A 23610-nucleotide genomic window follows, 5' to 3' on the forward strand; every position below is an offset into this window, starting at 1 on the left:
ATCACCAGTTACCACTAGACAAGTCCGTTGAATATTGCAAAATGATATTACGCAGTATTTTTCGATTCCATTTAGATACCTATATCGATAGCACACATGCCAAGGATTTGAAATGCAAGTTAATGAAGAAGATAGAATTACACCACAAGCAGATGAAAAGTCTGGTACCAATATAGCCTTTATTGCTATCGCAGTTATCGCGTTACTTGCTGCAAGTAGCTATTTTTACTTTACTAACGACAACACCGAAGAGTTAGATCCCGTTGTCATGACACCGGTTGAGTTACCTGAAACATTACCCGAAACACCGATTGAACAAGCACCGATTGAAGAGCCGCAACAAATCGTTGCAGCTGTTGATGATGATGTGGTTCCTACGGGTGAGCCTGAATCAAATGATGAAACCATTGCCGCTGAACCATTACCTGCGCTAGCAGAATCAGACGACTTTATTGAAAATAAAACCTTAGCCATCGCTAATGGGATGAAAATTGCGCCAATGATTTTGAAAAAAGACATTGCCCGTCAATTTGTCGTATTTGTCGACAACCTAGCGCAAGGCGAATTAGTGCGTAAAGCTAGCCCATTAAAAGGGCCAGAAACTGAGTTTTCAGTGAGCGAAATTACCAACAAAATCTTCTTAAATCCTGACAGCTACCATCGTTACGATTTGTATGCTGATTTTGTTGCTGGCTTAAATGAAAAAGATTTAGTCGCAACCTACACTGAGCTAAAACCGTTATTTGCCGAGGCATTTGCAGAGCTTGGGTACAGTGATATTGATTTCGATAATCGTATGCAAGCTATGTTTACTATGGTCGAAAACGCCCCCATTATTGAAGATCCTATCGAACTGTCTTCAGTAACAGTAAACTACCACTTTGCTGATCCAAATTTAGAAGCATTACCTAACGCGCAAAAATTATTGATCCGTATGGGCCCTGAAAACACGCGTAAGATTAAAGCCGCAGTCAAAAAACTACAGGCGAGTTTCCCAGCACAATAATCATGCTATGCCTATTGTTTTAAATAGCTTAGATAGCGCGACTTAACCAGCCGCGCTATTTTTTTCCTGTTTTGTGCACACCTTGTTTAACAAATAATCTAAAAAACGATTTTTCTTCTACGTGACTTCTTAAACCGCCTCTGTTAGGTGTACAATTGTCGCCGTTAACGAATACTCAGCAAATGCATGATTATTTATTAACACTTAGATAAGGATAGCTAGGCAGTTATAGAGGCAAAGTAGTGCACTTAACATTTCAACTTCTCTCATGGGGCGCGTGGTCTCCAAACTTTCAAACCAGTGAAAGCTGGCAACATTGGCAACAGCCAAATACAAGTGTGTCTGCTAGCCAAGCAACCCCAGCTCTATCACATATTCCTGCCATGCAACGCCGCCGATTTAGCCGCTTAACTAAAATGATGTTAACGGCAGCGCACCAATGTCAGGTTGCGCCACACACTCGCAGTATTTTTTCCTCTCGTCATGGTGAGTTAACCCGTACCCTAGGTTTGCTAGAAGACATAGTACAAAAACAACCACTGTCCCCAATGGCGTTTAGTCAGTCGGTACATAATACTGCCAGCGGTATCTTCGGTATTGTTACTCAAAACACAGCCGCATCGACATCGATTGCTGCAGGTGAACAAACCCTACCTCAGGCACTGATTGAAGCCTACGCTCAACTGACACAAAACCCCAGCCCATTATTATTGGTGTTTGGCGATGACCCTGTCCCGCCGGTCTACAGTGAATTTACCCACGAAGTTGAACTGCCTATTGCCCTAGGTTTGTATCTAGCACCCGCCAATAGCGTTACCAATGCCAGTATTACCCTAGGCTTATCTGAACGCCCAGTCACAGGGCAAAATCAAGATAACATCAGTTTTAGCCAATTAATTCACCATATTGCCACAGGTAAAAACATCCAAGGGTGTTTATGTCATTGGTATTGGTCTGTTGAACATCATGACTAATTCTTCGCAGTCAGCTCCTTTTACATCTCAACAGGGCCTTGCCCCAAAACTGACTGGGCTGAGGTATGCCCCAAGATGGTTTGGCGGGGTCATGTGTTATATGGTCTTTGGCCTTGGTGGGTTGCTCAGCTCATTAACCATCCTGCCAGTATTACGTTATTGGCCAGGGTCCAAGCAGGCACGTATAGCGCGAGTGCAACGTACCGTGAGTCTAATGTTTAAAGGTTTTGTTACCATGTTAACCGCGGTTGGCATCATTAAAGTGAGCACTCACAATCTGCATGTATTACAACAAGCTCGGGGTAACATTGTAATAGCCAACCACCCCACCTTGGTGGATGTAGTCGTACTGATTAGCCTTATGCCAAATGCGGGTTGCATTGTTAAACAAGCTTTATGGCACAATCCGTTTATTCGCGGCGTGCTCTCTAGCGTAGGTTATATCCCTAATCGCAGCGCAAATTTACTGCTACAAGATTGTAAGCAAGTATTAAATCGCGACACAAATTTAGTGATTTTTCCTGAAGGTACCCGCACACTGGTTGGCAACGTAATCAATCAATTTGCGCGCGGTGCGGCCAATATTGCGATACGTACTCAAAGTAATATTTTACCCGTTGTACTTCGCACTGATGTTCCAGGCTTAACCAAACAAGAGTCTTGGTTTCAAATACCAAGACAAACCATCAATATGTCGGTTGAAGTCGCCGACAGTGTACTGCAACATGACAATGAGATTACCCAAGGTAACGAAGCAAAAATGGCTCGGAAACTCACCCGAGATTTGCAACAGTTTTATTTAAACACCCTATCAACCACCATTGATAGCCATACTGATAAGAAACAAAAAAATGAACTTACACAACCAAATTAAACAGCTGATTATCGACAGCTTAGACCTAGAAGATGTCACCATTGACGACATAGATACTGATGCCGCGCTATTTGGCGAAGGCCTAGGTTTAGATTCAATTGATGCGCTAGAGCTGGGTTTAGCGGTAAAAAAAGAATTCGACGTCAAAATTGAAGCCAATTCAGACGCAACTAAAGCACACTTTTTCAGTGTGGCTAGCCTAGCTAGCTTTATTGAATCACAACGCGTTTAGGAGCCAGCATGCAAAGCCGTGAACAAATTTTTGCCATGCTCAGCACCATTTTAGTGGATGAGTTTGAAATTGACCCAGCAGACATCAGCTTAGACGCCTCATTGTATGAAGAGTTAGATTTAGACAGCATCGATGCGGTGGATCTTGTGATTAAGTTGCAACAACTCACGGGCAAAAAAATTCAGCCAGAAGAATTTAAAACCGTTAGAACCGTGAATGACGTGGTGAATGCCGTTGAAGGATTAATGCAAAGCTAATGCGGTTACTGTTGCAAATCATTACCACGTTAGTGATTGTTGCTTACCCATTAGCTGTGTATTTTGGTTTACAGTATTTACCCCCAGGTTACATAGCCTTATTACTGTGCGCGTTATTGCTCACACGAATGATAGTAACCAAGCAACAAGTGCGGGCAATGGTATTGCCGCTCATTGTTGGGATAGGGTTAACTGGGGCAAGTTTTATTGCTAAGCGTAATGACTGGCTACTGTATTATCCGGTGGTCATCAACCTCAGCTTATTGAGTTTATTTGGTTATTCTCTCATTCATGGCCCCAGTATGATTGAGCGCTTAGCACGTATAAAAGAGCCTGATTTACCAGGCTCAGCAACACCATATTTACGCACCATTACCCAATTATGGTGCGGGCTATTTGTTGTCAATGGTGCCATGGCAGCCTACACAGCAGTAGCCACCACAATTGAAATGTGGACGCTTTACAACGGACTGATAGCTTATGTGCTCATAGGTATGCTACTCAGTGGTGAATGGACTTATCGCAGGTTTTGGCTGAAAAAACATGACTAAACTTTTGCTTAACTGGCTTACTAATGGCCCCACTGCTCAGCAGCTGATTAGCTTTGACCATCATGACATCATGACAGGCTCGCTATTTTGCGCTCACGTCACGCACTTGCACAAACAGCTTAGCCAAAGCGATGCTAAGCGTTGGTTACTGGCAGCGAAAAAGAGTGATTTATTTGCCGCGGGTTTATGCGCAGCACTGCTCGCGGGTAAGCAAGTCATACTGCCAGCCAATACCCAGCACGGCACATTAAGCGAGCTAAACCACGAGTTTGATGCCATTATTGCCGATAAGCCATTATGCGAAGTCCGCGAATACGTTGCCCTCAAAAAAGAGCTCAGTCTTCCCGCTGCAACCTGGCCACAAGCCTCGACCTTAGGTGAACTGATTTTATTTACTTCTGGCAGTAGCGGCCAACCCAAAGCCATAACCAAAACCCTTGCCCAATTGGATGCAGAAGTCAGTATTTTAGAGCACACTTTTGCCCAACACCTGCCACATTGCTCTGTGGTATCAACGGTATCGCATCAACATATTTATGGATTGTTGTTTAAAATTTTATGGCCATTAGCGGCAAGTCGTGCTTTTTTAAGCGAACAAATCGACTTTCCAGAAACCCTAAGCTATTACCTCGCCATCATGCCCAATCTGTGTTTAATTAGCAGTCCAGCGCAGCTAACCCGCTTACCAGACGCGCTTGATAACCAGGCGCAACAACGCATTCCGAGCTTGATTTTTAGCTCAGGTGGGCCATTAAATTTTGAGTCGGCACAGGCGGTAAAACAGTGCTTTAAGCAATTACCCATAGAAATATTTGGCAGTACCGAAACTGGCGGTATCGCCTACCGCCGTCAACTTCACCCCATGCAAACCTGGCAACCCTTTGAACGTGTTAGCGTTGATATGGACCCAAGCGACGGAGCCTTGTTATTGCAGTCGGTTTACTTAGAAGATCCCGAAGCCTGGGTAAAGTGTGATGATAAAATTGAACTCGTTGAACATGGTCAATTTCGTTTACTGCACCGCTTAGATCGCATTGTAAAAATAGAAGAAAAACGCTTATCACTGGCACAGTTAGAGCATTTGTTACAAACACACCCGTTTGTCAGCGAAGCTGCCGTCACGGTATTAGAGCAACCACGCACCATGCTCGGCGCGGCTGTATGCTTAAATGAATTAGGCAGACAAACCCTCAAAAACGAAGGTAAGTTAGCAATTAACACCGCGCTTAAAAATCACTTACTCAGCCAGTTTGAACGCATCACGTTACCTAAACGTTGGCGCTACCCAAAAACCTTGCCGCTTAACAGCCAGGGCAAACGCACGCCAGCCGATATAGCAGCATTATTTATTCATGATTAAATCAGTATTACCGCAAATAATTAATCAGCACGTCGCGGGCGAGAGATGCCATTGGCGCTTATTCATTAGTGACAATTTGGCATTTTTTGATGGCCACTTTCCTGAGCAAGCCGTACTACCGGGTGTAACGCAATTAGATTGGGCTGTAAAGCTAGGGTGCGATGCTTTTGGTTATCGTGCCAATGTCGCCACGCTTGAGGTACTTAAATTTCAGCAACTCATTTTGCCTAATACCTATGTCGATTTAGTCATTGAACATCAGCCACAAAAGTCAAAGTTAATATTTAGCTACAGCGATGGTGACAAACGCTTTGCGTCTGGACGCATAGTGCTCAATGGCACAAAGCATGACGAGCGTGTCTCATGAAGCTGGCGTTAGTGATCCCTAATTACAATCACCATATCGCGATAGAAAAAACCTTAACCGATTTGGCCCAGTACCAATTACCCTGTTATTTGGTCGACGACGGCAGTGACGATCAAACCCGTTACGTGCTGCAAGGGCTAGCCGATAAGTTTAACTGGGTCACGTTAATTCAACATCCTTATAATCGCGGTAAAGGTGCGGCGGTTATGAGCGGCCTCCGCCAAGCTTACCGTGATGGTTTTAGCCATGCCCTGCAAGTTGATGCCGACGGCCAGCATAATTTAGCCGACATTCCCTTAATGCTCTCCACCAGCGAGCAGCACCCTGCAGCTTTGATATCAGGCCAACCACAATATGATGAGTCGGTGCCCAAAGGACGATTATATGGCCGTTACATTACCCATTTTTGGGTGTGGATAGAAACCTTAAGCTTTGATATTCAAGATTCTATGTGCGGTTTTAGGGTGTATCCGCTTGCCGCAACTGAACAGCTATTTAGCCAACAGGCGTTGGGTGAGCGAATGGATTTTGACATTGAAGTCATGGTTAAACTGCACTGGCAAGGCACACCCGTGGTGCATGTGCCAACCAAAGTAATTTACCCAGAAGATGGCATCAGTCATTTTCAAGGCGTAAAAGACAATGTGCGTATTAGTTGGATGCATACCAAGTTATTTTTTGGCATGTTAGCTCGTTTGCCACGCATTATTACTAAGCAAAATCAAACCGCTCAATCATTACAAACAACCCAGCATTGGTCAGCCATAAGTGAACGTGGCAGCTTTTGGGGGATTAAATTTTTAGCCCAATGCTATCGCTTTGGCGGTCATTGGTTGTGCCGCGCAGTCATGTATCCGGTGATTTGTTATTTTTTCCTTACTGGTAAAACCGCCCGCGATGCCTCGCTCGGTTTTTTGCAGCGGGTACAACAGCAACAGCCTAATCACCCAGACCTCAATAACCCAGTTAATTGGCGTGATAGCCTTAAGCACTTTTTTACGTTTGGTAATGCCGCCCTCGACAGAATCGACGCCTGGTGTGACAGAATTAACCTATCTCAAGTCGACTTTAACGACCGGCATATTCTGGCAGAACAAGTAGCTAGTGGACGCGGCGCAGTATTGATAGTGTCGCATTTAGGTAATATGGAATTGTGCCGCGCTATCTCCATCCACCAGCAAAAAGTGAAGGTGAATGTGATGGTGCTGACCCAGCACGCTGAGAACTTTAATAAAGTACTGCAACAACTTAACCCGCAAAGTAGCCTGAATTTAATCCATGTCAATGAACTCGACCCTAGCACTGCGATGCTGTTGCAACAAAAGATTGAACAAGGTGAAATTGTGGTGATTGCAGCAGATCGTACCTCATCGAGCAGTCAAGGTCGTGTGACCTATTTACCTTTTTTAGGCCAAGAAGCCGCATTTCCGCAAGGGCCATTTATTTTGGCCAGTTTACTCGATTGCCCAGTTTATACCCTATTTTGTATTCGCCAACAGGGCCGTTATCAAGTGCATGTTGAGCACTTAAGTGACACGCTAAAAGGCTCCAGGGCTGGCAGAAATGCTCGCTTAACCGATGCTATGAGTCTATATAGCCAGCGTTTAGCCCATTTTGCGCAACTCGCGCCAATGCAATGGTTTAACTTTTTCGATTTTTGGCGCAAGGACGAGCTGGTTACCCGTAACAACCAGCCTTCACAATCAAGTGCAGCCCCATTACCCAGTCAGGACAGATAATCTCATGAGCCACACATCTTCAGCAGACGCTTTCGATAACACAGTGCATTTTGGTCAGCAGTACCTCAACCTAGAACAAGTGGTTGCGGTCGCTAAAGGCGCCAAGGTTAAACTGACTGACACAGCCAATTACATTGAATATATTCAAAAAGGCGCACGCTTTATTGACAGTTTATTACATGAAGAAGGCGTAGTGTATGGTGTCACCACCGGCTATGGCGACTCTTGCACCGTCAATGTCAGCCTAGATTTAGTCCACGAATTGCCACTGCATTTAACCCGTTTCCATGGTTGTGGCTTAGGCGATATTTTTAGCCCAATGGAATCACGCGCCATTATGGCATGCCGTCTAAACTCACTCGCCGTGGGCAAATCTGGCGTAAGCTATCAACTGCTGCAACGCATTGAATGGCTATTAAACAACAACATCACGCCTATCATTCCTCAAGAAGGCTCGGTGGGTGCCAGTGGCGATTTAACGCCACTGTCTTATCTTGCTGCAGTGTTAGTTGGCGAGCGCGAAGTGATGTATCAAGGTAAACGCCAAGCCACTAAAGATGTGTATTTACAACTTGGCATAGTGCCACTGAGATTACGCCCAAAAGAAGGCCTTGCATTAATGAACGGCACAGCCGTGATGACAGCACTGGCATGTTTGGCTTACGACAGATCGCAATACTTAAGCCGTTTATCGAGTCGTATCACGGCAATGGCCTCGTTAACCCTTAAAGGTAACTCCAATCATTTTGACGATATTTTATTTGCCGCCAAACCTCACCCAGGGCAAAACCAAATCGCCAGCTGGATCCGTGAGGACTTAAACCACCACACGCATCCGCGTAACTCAGACCGCTTACAAGACCGATACTCAATACGCTGTGCACCGCATATTATTGGGGTATTGCAAGATGCGCTGCCGTTTATGCGCCAGTTTATTGAAACCGAACTTAACAGCGCTAACGATAACCCGATCGTGGATGCTGAGGGCGAACACATTCTCCATGGTGGTCACTTTTATGGTGGGCATATTGCCTTTGCCATGGATGCACTGAAAAACGCGGTGGCCAATATTGCCGACTTAATCGACCGCCAAATGGCATTAGTGATGGACCCGAAATTTAATAACGGTTTACCCGCCAATCTATCTGGAGCAACGGGTGAGCGCCGCGCCATTAACCACGGCTTTAAAGCAGTACAAATTGGCGTGTCAGCCTGGACCGCAGAAGCCTTAAAAAACACCATGCCTGCCAGTGTGTTTTCTCGCTCAACTGAGTGCCATAATCAAGACAAAGTTAGCATGGGCACCATTGCCGCGCGTGATTGCATGCGCGTATTACAACTCACAGAGCAAGTGGCAGCAGCGGCCTTGTTAGCCATGAGTCAGGGGATCAAACTACGGGTACTACAACAAGAGTTAGATCCGCAGTCATTGACCTCTTCGCTGGCTAAAACCCTTGAACAAGTGAGCACCGATTTTGAGTTGCTCACTGAAGATCGTCCTTTAGAATCTGTACTGCGCCAAACGGTTGAAAAAATTCAACTCGGTCAATGGGAGGTGTGCTAAATGAAAGGATTGTTACTCACCGAAATGGAAATGGTGATCCCGTTTCACGATGTCGACTCAATGGGCATTACCTGGCACGGTAATTACCTGCGTTACTTTGAAGTAGTGCGCTGTCAACTGCTCGATAAACTTGGCTATAACTATCGCACCATGCTCGAGTCTGGTTATGCCTGGCCAATTGTCGATGTGCAAATTAAATATGTTAAAAGCAGTACCTTTGATCAAAAAGTCAAAGTGATTGCCGCCATTGTTGAATGGGAAAACCGGTTACGAATTAACTATCAAATCATCGATGCTCAAACCAATGCACGTATTACCAAAGGCTATACCATTCAAGCTGCGGTAGAGATTGCCACCCAGGAGTTATGCTTTGTCACGCCAGAGGTATTTCAGCAAAAAATTAGGCCGCTATTAGATGAGAGCCAACGCTAATGCTTGCAGTTAAGTTGCTACCGCTAACATTTATTAGTCTTTTGCTGTGCTTAAGCGCACCGACGCAAGCCAATACTCAACTTAATCAGGCTTTGCTCACCGATGCTCAATTGACACAAATTAACAGCTTGTACCAACAGCCAGCTAGCACTCCCGCACTTGAGGCATTAGCTCAGCAACTGAATTTACATGCCGATACCCGCGGACAGTTTCTGCAACAGCGTCATCTAGCTGTACTCAAAAAGCCGTTACTCAGCCAAGGGCGATTTATCTTCAGCCCTAATCAGGGGTTGATTTGGCAACAACTTACTCCCTTTAATAGCTTAATGGTGCTTAAAGATCAGCAGTTAATTCAGCAAAACAGTCAGGGAAAAGTGCAACAACTCAGTGCAGCAACCAGCGGCAATCCCATCGCGCAGCAACTGCCACGCTTATTACAGGCCATCATGGCCGGCGACATAAACGCGCTCAGCACTGACTTTGCCTTATTTATGCCAACAGAAAAAACAGGCTCAGTGTGGCAACTCGGCTTACAAGCAAAAGACCCACAAATACATGCCGCTATGGGTAACATCACTCTCAGTGGTGATACACACATTCGTTCACTCATCATGAGCAGCCAGCAAGCCAATATTAGCGACTACACCTATATACAATTTACCGATACTGAACAAGGCGCGCTGAGTGACAGCGAACTAGCATTATTTAACCTTAACAGTGAGCTAGCCAAATAATGCCTCGCGGCCAGCAAAATAAAATAGTTTCAGCCAAAGGCGGTTTTGCGCTATGGCTAGTATTGCTATTAGCCATGTTATTAGGTGGCGCGATGCAATGGCAGCAAGGCGCAAAGATCCAAACTGATATTTTGGCCATGTTGCCACATTTGCAACAAGACAAACTCACCGAAACAGCATTAGAAACCGTCGAAAAAAAACTGGCTAACCAGGTGTATATAGCCGTGATGGCAGAAAACGACAACCAGGCCATTCATGCTGCTCAGCAGTTAATGGCTTCTTTACAAAGCCAGCCACAACAGTCTTTTATCGCCATTAGAAGCGGCGCCGACAACCAATTAGAACAGTTAGCCAAAGTGTATTTTGAGCATCGTTTTAGCTTACTGACCCAGGAGCAAGCACACGCGCTAGAAACAGGTAACTGGCAAGCGTTATTAGCGACAGCGCAAAACCAACTTTACAGTGCCTTTGGTTTTGCTAACAGCCAACTATTAGCGAACGACCCGCTGTTATTATTTCCAGCAAACTTGTTGGCGCTATCACCCAATAGCAAACTTCGTCGCCAGCAGGGTGTTTTACTTACCGACATAGACAATGGCGTGGCCGCTATCGTCATGGCCAAAGGCCGCGACAGCGCGTTTAGCCCCACGGCACAGCAACAGCAAATACTGGCGCTAGAAAGTGCATTTAGCCAGGTAAACCAACAGTATCCGCAAATCAGTTTTCTCAAAGCGGGTGCACTGTTTCACGCTATCGCCGCAACCGAGTCAGCCAAACAAGAGATCAGCAAAATCGGCCTAATCTCACTGCTGGGCATAGTATTACTGGTGTGGTTGGCATTTCGCTCGGTAATGCCATTAGTGGCTGCAACACTGACCTTAACCACAGGCGTCGTATTTGCTTTTGTTGCCACCCTAAGCCTATTTGGTGAGTTACATTTACTGACATTGGTGTTTGGCACCAGCTTAATTGGTGTGGCCATTGATTACAGCTTTCATTTTTATTGTGAAAAACAAGCCCACCCTACTGACAATGCTAGCGACACCATCAAACGTATCTTCCCTGCATTAACGCTCGCATTAGCCACCAGCGCCAGTGCATTTATCGCCATTGGTTTTACGCCTTTTCCGGGGATGCAACAAGTCGCGGTATTTTGCGCTGCGGGCTTAATCGGTGCCTATCTCACCTTGCTGTTGGTGTTCCCACTTTTGGGTAATTACCCATTAAAGCACACTCAAGGGCTTGGGTTTGCTCAGGCATATTTAAACGGGTTACAGCGCGTATTTACCCCAACAAAAACGGTACAAAAAGCAGTACTCATGTTGCTGCCTGTTGCTGTGTTAGTCATACTGTTTTTCGGGTTATCGCAACTCACCGCCAACGATGATATTCGGCAATTGCAGCAAAGCCCCGAGGCAATAACGGCAGAAGAAAACCAGCTGAGGCAATTACTCAGCGGCGGCACAGATAACCAATTTATTTTAGTCAGTAGCGCTAATGAACAAGACTTACTGCAAACACTTGAGCAACTCACCCCAGTATTAGGTGCCGCCATCGCAAACAATGAAATCGCTCAAGCGGTTGGCCTCAGTCGCTTTATGCCAAGTATTGCGCGCCAGCAACATCATTACCAATTACAACAGCAGCTCTACCAACAGCACCTGGCAGACATAATCGACCAAATGGGCCTAGATAACGACATCCAACCACATTTAATGGCAGAGCTTAATCAAGCCAATTCTGTATGGCTGACACCTCAAACTGTGCTTAAGCACGCCAATGATGACTTAAAAACCTTGTGGCTTGGCGATGTTGCAAGCGATGACAACGCTCAACAATTTGGTGCCATTGTATTACTGGGCGGCATTCATTCTCTGCCGTCGTTAGCCCAGCGACTCGACAGCCATAACTGGGCTTTGGGGCAAGTAAAAGTGATTGATAAAGTCGGCGACATATCCACATTAATGGGTCAGTATCGCCAGCTAACCTTTCAACTGTTACTGTGGGTATTTGCACTTGCCAGTGTTGCCTTTAGCGTTAAATATGGCATTAAACTGGCGCTTGCCATTGTTGCGGTACCGGCGTTTGCGGTGTTACTCACGCTGGCTTGTTTAGGTTTAGTTGGCTCAAGCATTAGCTTATTTCATGCACTAGCCTTTATTTTAGTGCTGGGTATTGGTATTGATTACAGCTTATTTTTTGCCGAGGCCAAACACAGCAATAGTGGCGTGATGATGGCCATCTTTATGTCGGCCTGCTCAACCCTATTAGCCTTTGGTTTATTGGCACTGAGCCAAACCCATGCGATTCATTTTTTCGGCCTGACGCTTTTATTTGGCATTAGCTTTGCTTTTGTATTAGCGCCATTTATCTCATTTTTTACAAGGAAGTCACTGTAAATGTTAAGCAGTCAAACAAGCATAGTTAGCCACATGGACGTTGATGTCGCCATTATTGGTGCTGGCCCGTCAGGCGCGATTGCAGCAAGCCTATTGCGTCAACAAGGTCATAAGGTTGTGGTCGTTGAAAAACAGCAGTTTCCACGTTTTTCTATCGGCGAGAGTTTGCTGCCATGTTGTATGCAATTTATTGAGCAAGCCGGCATGCTAGATGCGGTGAATCAGGCTGGATTTCAGTTTAAAAATGGCGCGGCATTTCGTCATCAAGGCCGTTATACCACATTCGATTTTACCGACAAGTTCACGCCAGGCCCTGGTACCACGTTTCAAGTTCAGCGTGGCCAATTTGATAAATTACTGGCTGACACAGCCATCAGTCAGGGCGTCGATATTCGCTTTGGACATCAGGTGGATTCGGTCGATATTAGTGGCGAACCGACCCTAAAAGTAACAAACGAGCAAGGCCAGCCTTATCAAATCAATGCCAAGTTTATTGTCGATGCCAGTGGTTTTGGCCGGGTATTGCCAAGGCTATTAAACCTTGAGCTACCATCAAGTTTACCGACACGCAGCGCGATTTTCACCCATATTGAAGACAACATCAGTGATAACGAATTTGACCGCAATAAAATCTTAATTAGCGTACACCCTGAACATAAAGACATTTGGTATTGGCTTATCCCGTTTAGCAATAACCGCTGCTCTATTGGGGTGGTCGGCGAGCCGCATTTATTAGCGCATTTAACAGGGAGTCTAGAGCAACAACTGCTGGAAATTATTGCGCAGGAGCCTGATTTAAAGCGTTTACTCGCCAATGCCAAGGTAGTGCAACCCTGTGCAACGCTCCAGGGTTATTCGGCCAATGTGACCACACTTGCCACCAACAAGTTTGCCTTATTGGGTAACGCGGGTGAGTTTCTTGACCCGGTATTTTCATCTGGGGTCACTATTGCCATGCAATCGGCTGCCATGGCGTGCAAAAGCCTTGATAGACAATTAAAAGGCGAAACCGTCGATTGGCAAGCCGATTACGCCCAGCCGTTAATGCTGGGGGTTAATACCTTTAGGACCTATGTTCAAGCCTGGTATGACGGCCGCTTTCAAGATGTGATTTTTTATCAGCAAGCGAGTAATAACGTAAAACAAATGATTTGCTCAATTTTAGCAGGCTACGCATGGGACTCTAAAAACCCGTTTGTGAAAGAGTCAGAGCGTCGTCTTAATACCATTGTTGAGTTATGTCGGGAGTTAGACGTTGCTTAAACGTAGTCGTGCTATCAAAGTGATTGGCGCAGTGTTGTTGCTGTGCGCATTGGCAAGTTGTAGCCAACAATTTGCCCGAAAAAGCTGTATGGCGATAACCAGTCAGGCTCAATATTGTCTTGCGCCTACAGTGAACGCATTGAGTGCCCAAAGTGACATCAGCCTTAGCCAAATGATCAGTATGAGCCATGGGCAGGATAACCATGAGTTAATGACTCAATTAGAACTCAGCTCACAACGCATGACCTTAGTGGGGCTCGCGCCATTAGGCCAGGCACTGTTTACCCTGGTGTACGATGGCGACACCTTACAAAGTGAGCAAAGTCGCTTGTTAGGCGATACATTTAATGCCGAATATCTCATGGCCATCATGCAGCTTATCTACTGGCCAACGGAGCAAATAAATCAGCACCTCACTGACGCTCAGCTAAGGGTTACGCCTTGCGAAAATGCCTTATGTAAACAGTTAATCGATGCCGATGGCGAGCAAATCACTATTAACTATAGTGAGCTCAACCCGTGGCAAGCAAAAATTAGCGTTACCATAAAGTCAGCCGACATTTTGTTGAACATTACGCCACTCTAGTAACCAATGACAAAGACTGAGTACAGAATATGAATAACCGAATCGCCATTTCCCATATCGGACTTTGTACCCCAATAGGCAACACGCCTGAAACCGTGCTGCAGCGCTTAGTAAATGGCGACAACAGCCCCATGCAATACCGTGATGACCTGTTGTTTAGTGGCCCAACCATTGTCGGTAGTGTAAACGATGACAGCCTGATTGATATTCCAGAGCACTTGCAGCTGTTTGCTTGTCGAAATAACCGCTTACTCCATACTGCAGCAATGCAAATCGCACAGGCAGTGAGCGAGGCTAAAGCGTGTTATGGCGCTGGTAGAATTGGCGTAGTTTTAGGCACCAGCACATCGGGGATTTCCAAAGGTGAAGCCGCATTAGCATACCAACTCGAACACGGCCACTTTCCACCGAGTTACCATTACTCACAACAAGAGTTGGGCAGCACGAGTGACTACCTCAAGCAGTTATTTGAGATCAGTGGCCCTTGCTACACAGTATCGACCGCATGTTCATCAAGTGCCAAAGTGTTTGCCAGCGCACAACGATTATTACAAGCAAACCTGTGTGACATGGTTATCGTGGGGGGAGTAGACAGTTTGTGCCAATTAACCGTAAATGGCTTTAACTCACTCGAATCTGTAGCTAAAGGGCATTGCAATCCATTTAGTCTACATCGCGACGGCATTAATATTGGTGAAGGAGCCGCCTTATTTACCCTGGAGCGTGGCCAAAGTGAGGTGATGCTGGCTGGTGTAGGTGAGTCTGCTGACGCACATCATATTTCAGCGCCGCACCCTGAAGGCTTAGGTGCGATAGCTGCCATGCACGCGGCATTAACTGCGGCCAACATCCAGCCTTCACAAATTGACTATGTAAATTTGCACGGCACCGCCACCCCCAAAAACGATGCAATGGAATCGCGCGCCATCACGGCAGTATTTGGCCAAACACTGCCAGCGTGTAGCTCAACTAAACCATTAACAGGCCACACCTTAGGTGCAGCAGGCGCCATTGAAGCGGCATTTTGTTACTTGTTACTTAGCCAACACAATCAGCTTGCACTGTTACCGCCGCATATATGGGATGGTCACGCAGACCAAAACGATCCAAGTATTCCCTTGGTAAGCGCCAACGCTTCACAGCCAGGCAATACACTCAGCTACATTATGAGTAACTCATTTGCTTTTGGTGGCAGCAATGCCAGCATTATTTTTTGTAAGAAGGATGCCTAACACCATGACGAGCCTAATTGCAGAACCCAGCTTATTAGCTCTCGATATCAGTGAGTTTGTACCGCATCGTGCGCCAATGATTTTGATAGATAATCTTCTAGAGCACCAACCGGACACCCTACTTACGGCTATCCACATTAGTCAATCAAGCGCTTACTTTGACAGCATTATCAATGGCGTGCCTAATTACGTGGGCATTGAATACATGGCACAAAGCATTGCCGCGCTAGCGGGGGTTGAAGCTAAGTTAGTGGGTGACAAGGTACGCGTTGGCTTTTTACTGGGCAGTCGCAAATTACAAATGCATATTGACCATTTTGAACTCGGGCAAACCTATCACACAAAGGTAAGTAGGCTTTATCAAGAACCCTCTGGCTTAGCCGTGTTCGACTGCCATATTTATCATCAAGACCAGGTTGTTGCGTCGGCAAACGTCAATGTGTTTCAACCTCAAGATACCCAAGCTTATATCAACGATAATCAACTCGAGCATAGTGCCTCAAAATAACTAAAACAGCCTAGCTCAACAACATCATGGAGAGACTTGTGACTAAAAGAGTATTAATTACCGGCTCAAGCCGAGGGATTGGCAAGGCCATTGCGATTAAATTGGCCGAAAACGGCTTTAACATTGCGCTGCATTTTCACAGTAATCACAGCGCCGCTGAAGAGGTAAAGCAAACACTTACCCACCTTGGCGTTAATGTGAGTTTATTGCAGTTTGATATTGGCGATCGCGCTGCAGTAAAACAGGCCATTGAAACTGATATTGCTGAGCATGGTGCTTATTACGGGGTGATTTTAAATGCGGGCATCAATCGCGACACGGCCTTCCCCGCGATGACAGAAAACGAATGGGACAGTGTTATCCACACCAATTTAGACGGTTTTTATAATGTGATTCACCCAACCGTTATGCCAATGGTGCAAGCACGTAAAGGTGGACGCATTATTACTCTCGCATCGGTTTCGGGCATTGCCGGCAATCGTGGCCAAGTCAATTACAGTGCTTCTAAAGCAGGCATTATTGGTGCAACTAAAGCATTGTCGCTTGAGCTCGCTAAACGCAAAATCACCGTCAATTGCATTGCGCCAGGTTTAATCGAAACCGACATGGTGAGCGATTTCCCAACCGATTTAGTTAACCAAATGGTGCCGATGAAACGCATGGGCAAACCCAATGAAATTGCCGGCCTAGCTAACTTTTTACTGTCTGACGATGCCGCTTACATCACTCGCCAGGTTATTTCGGTCAATGGAGGTATGATATGAAGCGCGTTGTTGTCACGGGCATGGGCGGGATTTCTGCTCTGGGTCAAGACTGGCCACAGATTAAAGCAAGCTTATTGGCCAAGCAAAATTGTGTAATCCGCATCGACGAATGGGATCGCTACCCAGACTTAAATACTCGCCTGGCCGCACCCGTGCAAGATTTTGAAGTCCCCTCGCATTACTCGCGTAAAAAAATTCGCTCAATGGGCCGGGTGTCGCTCATGGCAACCCGCGCTAGTGAGCTGGCATTAGAGGATGCAGGCTTATTGAACGACCCAATATTAAGCTCAGGTCAGGTCGGCGTAGCCTATGGCTCATCAACCGGCAGCACCGACCCAATTATGGGCTTTGGTGACATGCTCAAAACCGGCGAAATGTCAGGGCTTACTGCCACCAGCTATATCAGAATGATGGCCCACACTACCGCGGTAAATATCGGGGTATTTTTTGGCTTACAAGGCCGTATCCATACAACAAGTAGCGCCTGCACCTCTGCCAGCCAAGGTATAGGTTATGCCTACGAAGCCATAAAATATGGCATGCAAACCATAATGTTAGCCGGCGGCGGTGAAGAGTTATGCCCCACAGAAGCCGTGGTATTTGACACCTTATTTGCCACCAGCACTCAAAATGATACTCCCGAGCAAACCCCACGCCCATTTGACAAGCAGCGCGATGGTTTGGTTATTGGTGAAGGAGCCTGTACGTTAATACTCGAAGAGCTAGAACACGCTCAAGCGCGCGGAGCTACAATCTATGCGGAGCTTGTTGGCTTTGGCACCAACTCAGATGGCCAGCACGTTACCCAGCCCAATGCCAGCACCATGGAAGTGGCCATTCGTTTAGCCTTAAAAGACGCAAAACTCACGCCGCAAGATATTGGCTACATTAGCGCCCATGGCACAGCGACTGATCGTGGCGACATTGCTGAAACCACAGCCACCCACGCGGTATTTGGTGCCAGTACGCCGATTTCATCACTCAAAAGTTATACCGGACACACGCTTGGCGCCTGCGGCTCACTCGAAGCATGGACCAGTATCCAAATGATGAATGAAGGCTGGTTTGCACCTACTTTAAACCTTGATGAAGTCGACCCAGAATGTGGCGAGCTTGATTACATTAAAGGCGATATTCGCCAGCTTGAGACGCAATTTATTATGAGTAATAACTTTGCCTTTGGTGGCATCAATACCTCACTGATTTTTAAACGCTGGAACTAAGAAACTATTCTAAAAGGACGTAGCATGACCAAAAATGTAACAAGCATGGCAATCAATGGATTTCTGATAGCCGTAGGATTATTGAATTCATTATTCACTTCATTAGTCAGTGCGCAAGAACCCCTTGTCCAAGAGCAGCAATACTTGGCGATTTTTCAAAGTGACAGCCATGCTCAACAAATACAGGCCATTGAGACCTTAATTATTTCAGGGCCGCAAGATATAGCAGTATATGATGCGATAGAAGCATCGCTTAAACAGAGTTTAGCCAACACGAACAAACAAGCTATCGATCATTCATCTTGGCTTGCTAAAGGTTTAGGCTATTCTGGCAATGAGAAATATCGCTCGACGTTAACGCAAATCGTCGAGGGGGATTATCATAAAAAATTACGTAAATATGCTAACGAGGGTATTAGTAATATTAGCCAATACGCTATCTGGAATCCCATTTTGCATGTGCAAACTCACGCTGATTTATCGCCACGGTTAAATGCATATAGCAATGCCTTAGCCAGTAATGACTTAGTATTAATTCGAATCGCTGCTAAGCGGATCATGTATGAACGTGAATATAGCGAGGTGATATTAACTCAGTTAAGCGAACAGCTAACTCAACCTCGTCTGCTTGACGACAGCCGCTTAGCCATTGATACCTATGCCTGGCTAGCCAAAGCTCTGGCCAGCTCAGGTAACGATAAGTTTAAACCGGTCATTGAAGATATAGCTAATAACGCCGCCAATAAAAAGCTGCGCAGCTACGCCAAAAAGTACTTAAAAACCTATTTTTAAATGTGACCTCCAATTATGTATCAATAAAAACAGATGTGAGCAATCGCTGACATCTGTTTTACCTACACTTTATAAGCTGCGGCTTTAGCTTGATATTCTTCAGTAATACGTTTCATTTCAACGGCACCGACTGCAAGTTTTTGCACTTGCTCAGACAGTACCACTACCGCTTTGGCGTTATCTAAAATTTCAGCACCAATTTGATTCAGCTTATTAGCTTGCTCTTGTGTACTATTTGCAACGTTATTACTTAAGGTAGATACTTGGCCAATTTGTGCGGAGCGCTGCTCTAAACCCTTAGCAATATTATTAGTATGCTGCACGTTTTCTGCCGTTCGCTTTTTACCTTGATCCATCGAGTCGACCGTTTTTAACATGCTAGTATTTAATCTACTTAGCACCTTCTCAATTTCATCTGTTGAATGACTAGTTCGCTGCGCAAGCGCTCTGACCTCATCGGCCACTACCGCAAAACCGCGACCACTTTCTCCCGCTCTAGCCGCTTCAATGGCAGCATTAAGTGCCAGTAAATTGGTTTGCTCTGAAATACTGCGTATAGCTTGTAGCAATGACGTGATTGCACCGACATCTTTGGTCAGTTCGGTTAACGACTCAGTCACCGCGGTGGTATTGGTTTCAAGCAGCTGCATGTCTTTCATAATACTCAACGCACTTTGACGATCGCTTACGCTTGAGCTTGCTGCATCTTTTGCTTGCTCGGCAGACAACTGGCTGTCATGAGCCATTTGCTGAAAATGGTCGATCACTACTTGGGTTGCATCTGCAATCACTTGAGCTTGATGCGTTTGTTGCTGCACAGCATGCTGTGTCTTATCACTTAGCCCCATTAACTTGTCAGACGTATTGGCCATGTTAACCGCTATATCACGGTAATCGTCAAACAGCTGAGACAACTCTTCAAGCATAAGGTTAAACGACATTTCAGCGGGTGTATCAGCTTGAGCAAGGCGCACCGATAAATCTTTGTTAGCTGAAATAGTCTCAATAGCACCAGCAATACGCTGATTGGCAACGGCATCTGTTCGCATAAAAAGACAGATACGGATCAAAATAAAGGTCTCAGCCGCTGCAAACAGCGCATGGACAAACATGATCATCCAATTGCATTCACCGGAAAAAATCATGACTTGAGTATCAAATAAGCTGACACCTTGCAACTGTATGTACGTTAACACAATATGGTGTAGAGCCACTGTGAGCAATGCTGCCAACAAGGGTTGCCAGCGCAAATAGATTAAAAACACACCCATAGAGGCAAAAATATGAAAGTGCATTTCAATCATGCCCATTTGGCTTTGGATCAATAGACCTGAAACCGTCATCATAATGACCGCCGCTACGATGGCAAATAATTCAGTCCCTTTCAGTAAGCTATAAGCTAGCTGCACCAACACTATAATAGCGATGGCAGCAATGGTGCTAAACGTGAGCATGTTTGCACCCAAAAAACCACTGATAAACAGCAGAGGTGCTTGTAACATTAAGATTTTATATATATATGAATCATGTTTTTTTAATAGTGTTATTGTTTGATTATCATTCATAAATAGGCCTAAAGTTCAGATGAAATAATGTGTTTAAGCTCAAGCATCATTTTGGGGGTTGAAAGCTGCTCGGCGGTATATACCCTTACTATTTGTCCATCCGGGGACACTAAAAACAGTTTACCGACATGGTTAATACTGCTGAGTTCATGATTGATATTTTCAGACAATCGCCTATCGAGTTGCTGTAACTCTTCATCTGATAATGACGCACTCATAAAGCGAGACGATCGATTATCGATTAAGCTTTTACGCACGGCGGGAGTGTCGTTATTAGGGTCAATCGTCACAAACATAAATTGCACCTCAGCTTTCGTTAACAAAGCATCCTGCTGTAAATGTTGCTCCAATTGAATCAGTTGCTGGACTCGTATCGGGCATATTTCAGAGCACGATAAAAATCCTAAGAATAAGTATGTATATTTACCCGCGGACGCAGGAAATTGATGCGATTGTTTTTCAACATCCTGCCAAGTAAAGCGCAGGTTTTGGTTGTCGTTTATATTAATGCCGTAAGCTTTATCAGCTTGATACCATTGGCTTAACACCATCAGTATAGGTATCAACCCTAAGCAAATACAAATCAAAACCAATGCAATAACCACTTTTTTTAACTGCATAAATCACAGCCTTCTGTGCCGTATCGCAATATGATTACCAACATAATTATAGCCACTATGATGCGATTGCAATATTTGCTCATTATACAAACAAATAAAACGCTTAAAGATAGCGTAAATACGCAAGGTAGAATAGCGTTGATCAGTTTTCAGATTGAAAAATAACAACCAACTTAAAAAAATAACACAAAAACCATAAAAAACAATTAATTAGTTACTAAACTTTGTTTGGTTATTTGCAAGCTCGCCCACCACATCGTTTTATGCAACACGCCGTAAACCCATCCTTGGGGGCTTGACGAAAACATCCTGTTTTCAACATTTGCCTATGCCAATATGGCAGGCTACCCGATAGATCGTTGGTAGTTGGTAGTTGGTCGTTGATAGTTGGTAGTTGGTAGTTGGTAGCTTTATGCCACTTAGCATGTCGATGCTATTGTTGCGTTAAACACGGTCAAAAGGCGTAAAACATTAAGATGGGGGATTAGTTGTCTGCTGGATTATGGGTTATCCCGCCCACCACATCGTCCTATGCAACACGCCGTAAACCCATCCCTGGGGGCTTGACGAAAACATCCTGTTTTCAACAGTTGCCTATGCCAATATGGCAGGCTACCCGATAATCCGTTGGTAACGTCATGCCACATATCATGTCGATGCTATTGTTGCGTTAAACATGGTCAAAAGGCGTAAAGCATTAAGATGGGGGATTAAGTTGCCTGCTGGTTTATGGGTTATCCCGCCCACCACATCGTCCTATGCAACACGCCGTAAACCCATCCTTGGAGGCTTGACGAAAACATCCTGTTTTCAACAGTTGCCTATGCCAATGTGGCAGGCTACCCGATAGGTCGTTGGTCGTTGATAGTTGGTAGTTGGTAGTTGGTAGCTTTATGCCACTTAGCATGTCGATGCTATTGTTGCGTTAAACATGGTCAAAAGGCGTAAAACATTAAGATGGGGGATTAGTTGTCTGCTGGATTATGGGTTATCCCGCCCACCACATCGTCCTATGCAACACGCCGTAAACCCATCCCTGGAGGCTTGACGAAAACATCCTGTTTTCAACAGTTGCCTATGCCAATATGGCAGGCTACCCGATAATCCGTTGGTAACGTCATGCCACATATCATGTCGATGCTATTGTTGCGTTAAACATGGTCAAAAGGCGTAAAGCATTAAGATGGGGGGATTAGTTGTCTGCTGGATTATGGGTTATCCCGCCCACCACATCGTCCTATGCAACACGCCGTAAACCCATCCTTGGAGGCTTGACGAAAACATCCTGTTTTCAACAGTTGCCTATGCCAATGTGGCAGGCTACCCGATAGGTCGTTGGTCGTTGATAGTTGGTAGTTGGTAGTTGGTAGTTGGTAGTTGGTAGTTGGTAGTTGGTAGTTGGTAGCTTTATGCCACTTAGCATGTCGATGCTATTGTTGCGTTAAACATGGTCAAAAGGCGTAAAGCATTAAGATGGGGGATTAAGTTGTCTGCTGGGTTATGGGTTATCCCGCCCACCACATCGTCCTATGCAACACGCCGTAAACCCATCCATGGGGGCTTGACGAAAACATCCTGTTTTCAACAGTTGCCTATGCCAATATGGCAGGCTACTCGATAATCCGTTGGTCGTTGATAGCTGATAGTTGGTAGTTGGTAGTTGATAGCTTTATGCCACATAATAATTTGATTAAATAAGTGATCAGAAATTGCGTTGGAATAGTCCTTTATAATAAGGCAGGAAATTGCAGCGAGCTCGTTGTTCTACCTTCAACAATTCTAACGACGTTATAAGCGATGTGAACCAGTAAGATTGAGCACATTTTTGTGCTCATTGATATAACTCGAATTCTGGTTAAACATCCAGAGTTCTGGTTAAATAAAAAACGCCTAAACCTTTCGATTTAAGCGTTTTTTATTCGTAAAAACTGTCTATTTATAGCTTAATGGCATCAATTGCTTGCTTAGCTAGGGTAATGCCTGATTGCGCTGCCTCAGGGCCCATATTCAACGCTTCTGCATACACAGTTTCCACCTGAGTAATGCCAATAAAACCAAGCACGGTCGTTAAATATGGCACGACATGATCTGTAGAGCCACCTTTGTGAGCTCCACCACGCGTGGTCACAATAATGGCACGTTTACCTTCAATCAATCCAACAGGTCCTGTGTCTGTGTATGTAAATGTCACACCAGCACGAGCAATCAAATCAATCCAGCTTTTTAATGTGGTCGGAATACCAAAGTTATACATAGGTGCGGCAATCACAATGATGTCATTAGCGTTAATTTCAGCGATTAATTCATTCGACAATGCCAGAGCAGCTTGTTGACGCTCAGATAAATTGTCGCCACCACGCAAACCTGATGCTATTTCACCATCGAGCATTGGTACAGGATTAGAGCCTAAATCACGAACAGTTATTTCAGCACCGAGTTCGTTCCATTGATGTTGAGCATAATCAACCAGTGTTGAGGATTGTGAGTATTCGCCTAAAATGCTCGATTTTAACATTAGTACTTTTTTCATCAGTCATTCCACCTGTCTGGTTACGTATATTCTGTGAG

At 45.2% G+C, this 23610-nt stretch carries 23 protein-coding genes; 20 read left to right on the forward strand and 3 right to left on the reverse strand.

Annotated features, from left to right (window positions below; genetic code table 11):
- The first annotated feature begins 112 nt into the window (after positions 1-112).
- The 20 genes from IEW93_RS00415 to IEW93_RS00510 all read left to right on the forward strand — a co-directional run bounded on the left by IEW93_RS00415 (position 113) and on the right by IEW93_RS00510 (position 18857).
- Positions 113-1006 (forward strand): DUF3014 domain-containing protein, encoded by an 894-nt coding sequence (locus tag IEW93_RS00415; RefSeq protein ID WP_188735749.1) that lies wholly within the window; start codon positions 113-115, stop codon positions 1004-1006.
- A gap of 242 nt (positions 1007-1248) precedes the next feature.
- A complete protein-coding gene (locus tag IEW93_RS00420) occupies positions 1249-1980 on the forward strand; it encodes a beta-ketoacyl synthase chain length factor (protein ID WP_188735751.1) in 732 nt (243 codons plus the stop codon).
- Positions 1973-2854: a lysophospholipid acyltransferase family protein gene (locus tag IEW93_RS00425; protein ID WP_188735753.1), complete on the forward strand. Its 882-nt coding sequence runs from the start codon at positions 1973-1975 to the stop codon at positions 2852-2854. Before IEW93_RS00420 ends, IEW93_RS00425 begins: the two co-directional genes overlap by 8 nt.
- Entirely contained in the window at positions 2832-3086 is a 255-nt protein-coding gene (locus tag IEW93_RS00430; RefSeq protein ID WP_188735754.1) for a phosphopantetheine-binding protein, read from the forward strand. Before IEW93_RS00425 ends, IEW93_RS00430 begins: the two co-directional genes overlap by 23 nt.
- A gap of 8 nt (positions 3087-3094) precedes the next feature.
- The gene (locus IEW93_RS00435; RefSeq protein ID WP_188735757.1) at positions 3095-3343 is read left to right on the forward strand and encodes an acyl carrier protein; all 249 of its coding nucleotides are present in this window, start codon (positions 3095-3097) and stop codon (positions 3341-3343) included.
- Positions 3343-3894, forward strand: coding sequence for a COG4648 family protein (locus tag IEW93_RS00440; protein ID WP_188735759.1), 552 nt, complete (start codon positions 3343-3345; stop codon positions 3892-3894). The genes IEW93_RS00435 and IEW93_RS00440 overlap by 1 nt, the downstream gene beginning before the upstream one ends.
- The gene (locus IEW93_RS00445) at positions 3887-5254 is read left to right on the forward strand and encodes an AMP-binding protein (RefSeq protein WP_188735761.1); all 1368 of its coding nucleotides are present in this window, start codon (positions 3887-3889) and stop codon (positions 5252-5254) included. The genes IEW93_RS00440 and IEW93_RS00445 overlap by 8 nt, the downstream gene beginning before the upstream one ends.
- A complete protein-coding gene (locus tag IEW93_RS00450; protein WP_188735763.1) occupies positions 5247-5621 on the forward strand; it encodes an ApeI family dehydratase in 375 nt (124 codons plus the stop codon). Before IEW93_RS00445 ends, IEW93_RS00450 begins: the two co-directional genes overlap by 8 nt.
- Positions 5618-7360 carry a glycosyltransferase family 2 protein gene (locus IEW93_RS00455; protein WP_188735765.1) on the forward strand — a complete coding sequence of 581 codons (1743 nt, stop codon included), beginning with the start codon at positions 5618-5620 and terminating at the stop codon, positions 7358-7360. The genes IEW93_RS00450 and IEW93_RS00455 overlap by 4 nt, the downstream gene beginning before the upstream one ends.
- 4 nt (positions 7361-7364) lie before the next feature.
- Complete coding sequence (locus tag IEW93_RS00460; protein WP_188735767.1) at positions 7365-8924, forward strand: HAL/PAL/TAL family ammonia-lyase; 1560 nt, start codon at positions 7365-7367, stop codon at positions 8922-8924.
- Positions 8925-9356, forward strand: a complete 432-nt coding sequence (locus IEW93_RS00465) for an acyl-CoA thioesterase (protein ID WP_188735769.1) — start codon at positions 8925-8927, stop codon at positions 9354-9356. It begins immediately after the preceding gene.
- Entirely contained in the window at positions 9356-10090 is a 735-nt protein-coding gene (locus IEW93_RS00470; RefSeq protein ID WP_188735771.1) for an outer membrane lipoprotein carrier protein LolA, read from the forward strand. Before IEW93_RS00465 ends, IEW93_RS00470 begins: the two co-directional genes overlap by 1 nt.
- Entirely contained in the window at positions 10090-12489 is a 2400-nt protein-coding gene (locus IEW93_RS00475) for an MMPL family transporter (protein ID WP_188735773.1), read from the forward strand. The genes IEW93_RS00470 and IEW93_RS00475 overlap by 1 nt, the downstream gene beginning before the upstream one ends.
- Complete coding sequence (locus IEW93_RS00480) at positions 12490-13752, forward strand: NAD(P)/FAD-dependent oxidoreductase (protein WP_188735775.1); 1263 nt, start codon at positions 12490-12492, stop codon at positions 13750-13752.
- On the forward strand, positions 13745-14338 hold the full coding sequence (locus IEW93_RS00485) for a DUF3261 domain-containing protein (RefSeq protein ID WP_223418890.1): 594 nt from the start codon (positions 13745-13747) through the stop codon (positions 14336-14338). The genes IEW93_RS00480 and IEW93_RS00485 overlap by 8 nt, the downstream gene beginning before the upstream one ends.
- A 29-nt stretch (positions 14339-14367) precedes the next feature.
- Positions 14368-15570 carry a beta-ketoacyl-[acyl-carrier-protein] synthase family protein gene (locus tag IEW93_RS00490; protein ID WP_188735777.1) on the forward strand — a complete coding sequence of 401 codons (1203 nt, stop codon included), beginning with the start codon at positions 14368-14370 and terminating at the stop codon, positions 15568-15570.
- Between the two features lie 4 nt (positions 15571-15574).
- Positions 15575-16078, forward strand: coding sequence for a hotdog family protein (locus IEW93_RS00495; RefSeq protein WP_188735779.1), 504 nt, complete (start codon positions 15575-15577; stop codon positions 16076-16078).
- Positions 16079-16116: 38 nt separating this feature from the next.
- Positions 16117-16842 carry a 3-ketoacyl-ACP reductase FabG2 gene (locus tag IEW93_RS00500; protein ID WP_188735781.1) on the forward strand — a complete coding sequence of 242 codons (726 nt, stop codon included), beginning with the start codon at positions 16117-16119 and terminating at the stop codon, positions 16840-16842.
- Complete coding sequence (locus tag IEW93_RS00505) at positions 16839-18065, forward strand: beta-ketoacyl-ACP synthase (RefSeq protein WP_188735783.1); 1227 nt, start codon at positions 16839-16841, stop codon at positions 18063-18065. Before IEW93_RS00500 ends, IEW93_RS00505 begins: the two co-directional genes overlap by 4 nt.
- A 24-nt stretch (positions 18066-18089) precedes the next feature.
- Positions 18090-18857 (forward strand): hypothetical protein, encoded by a 768-nt coding sequence (locus IEW93_RS00510; protein WP_223418894.1) that lies wholly within the window; start codon positions 18090-18092, stop codon positions 18855-18857.
- 62 nt (positions 18858-18919) lie between these two features.
- On the opposite strand, the gene IEW93_RS00515 is transcribed toward IEW93_RS00510, so the two are convergent.
- From IEW93_RS00515 to IEW93_RS00525, 3 genes are all read right to left on the reverse strand, one after another.
- A complete protein-coding gene (locus IEW93_RS00515) occupies positions 18920-20422 on the reverse strand; it encodes a methyl-accepting chemotaxis protein (RefSeq protein WP_188735785.1) in 1503 nt (500 codons plus the stop codon).
- A gap of 8 nt (positions 20423-20430) precedes the next feature.
- Positions 20431-21042, reverse strand: a complete 612-nt coding sequence (locus IEW93_RS00520) for an SCO family protein (RefSeq protein WP_188735786.1) — start codon at positions 21040-21042, stop codon at positions 20431-20433.
- 1936 nt (positions 21043-22978) lie between these two features.
- Positions 22979-23572 carry an FMN-dependent NADH-azoreductase gene (locus IEW93_RS00525; protein WP_188735789.1) on the reverse strand — a complete coding sequence of 198 codons (594 nt, stop codon included), beginning with the start codon at positions 23570-23572 and terminating at the stop codon, positions 22979-22981.
- Positions 23573-23610 lie beyond the last annotated feature (38 nt).

It is taken from the genome of Shewanella inventionis (assembly GCF_014641855.1).
Classification (GTDB): domain Bacteria; phylum Pseudomonadota; class Gammaproteobacteria; order Enterobacterales; family Shewanellaceae; genus Shewanella; species Shewanella inventionis.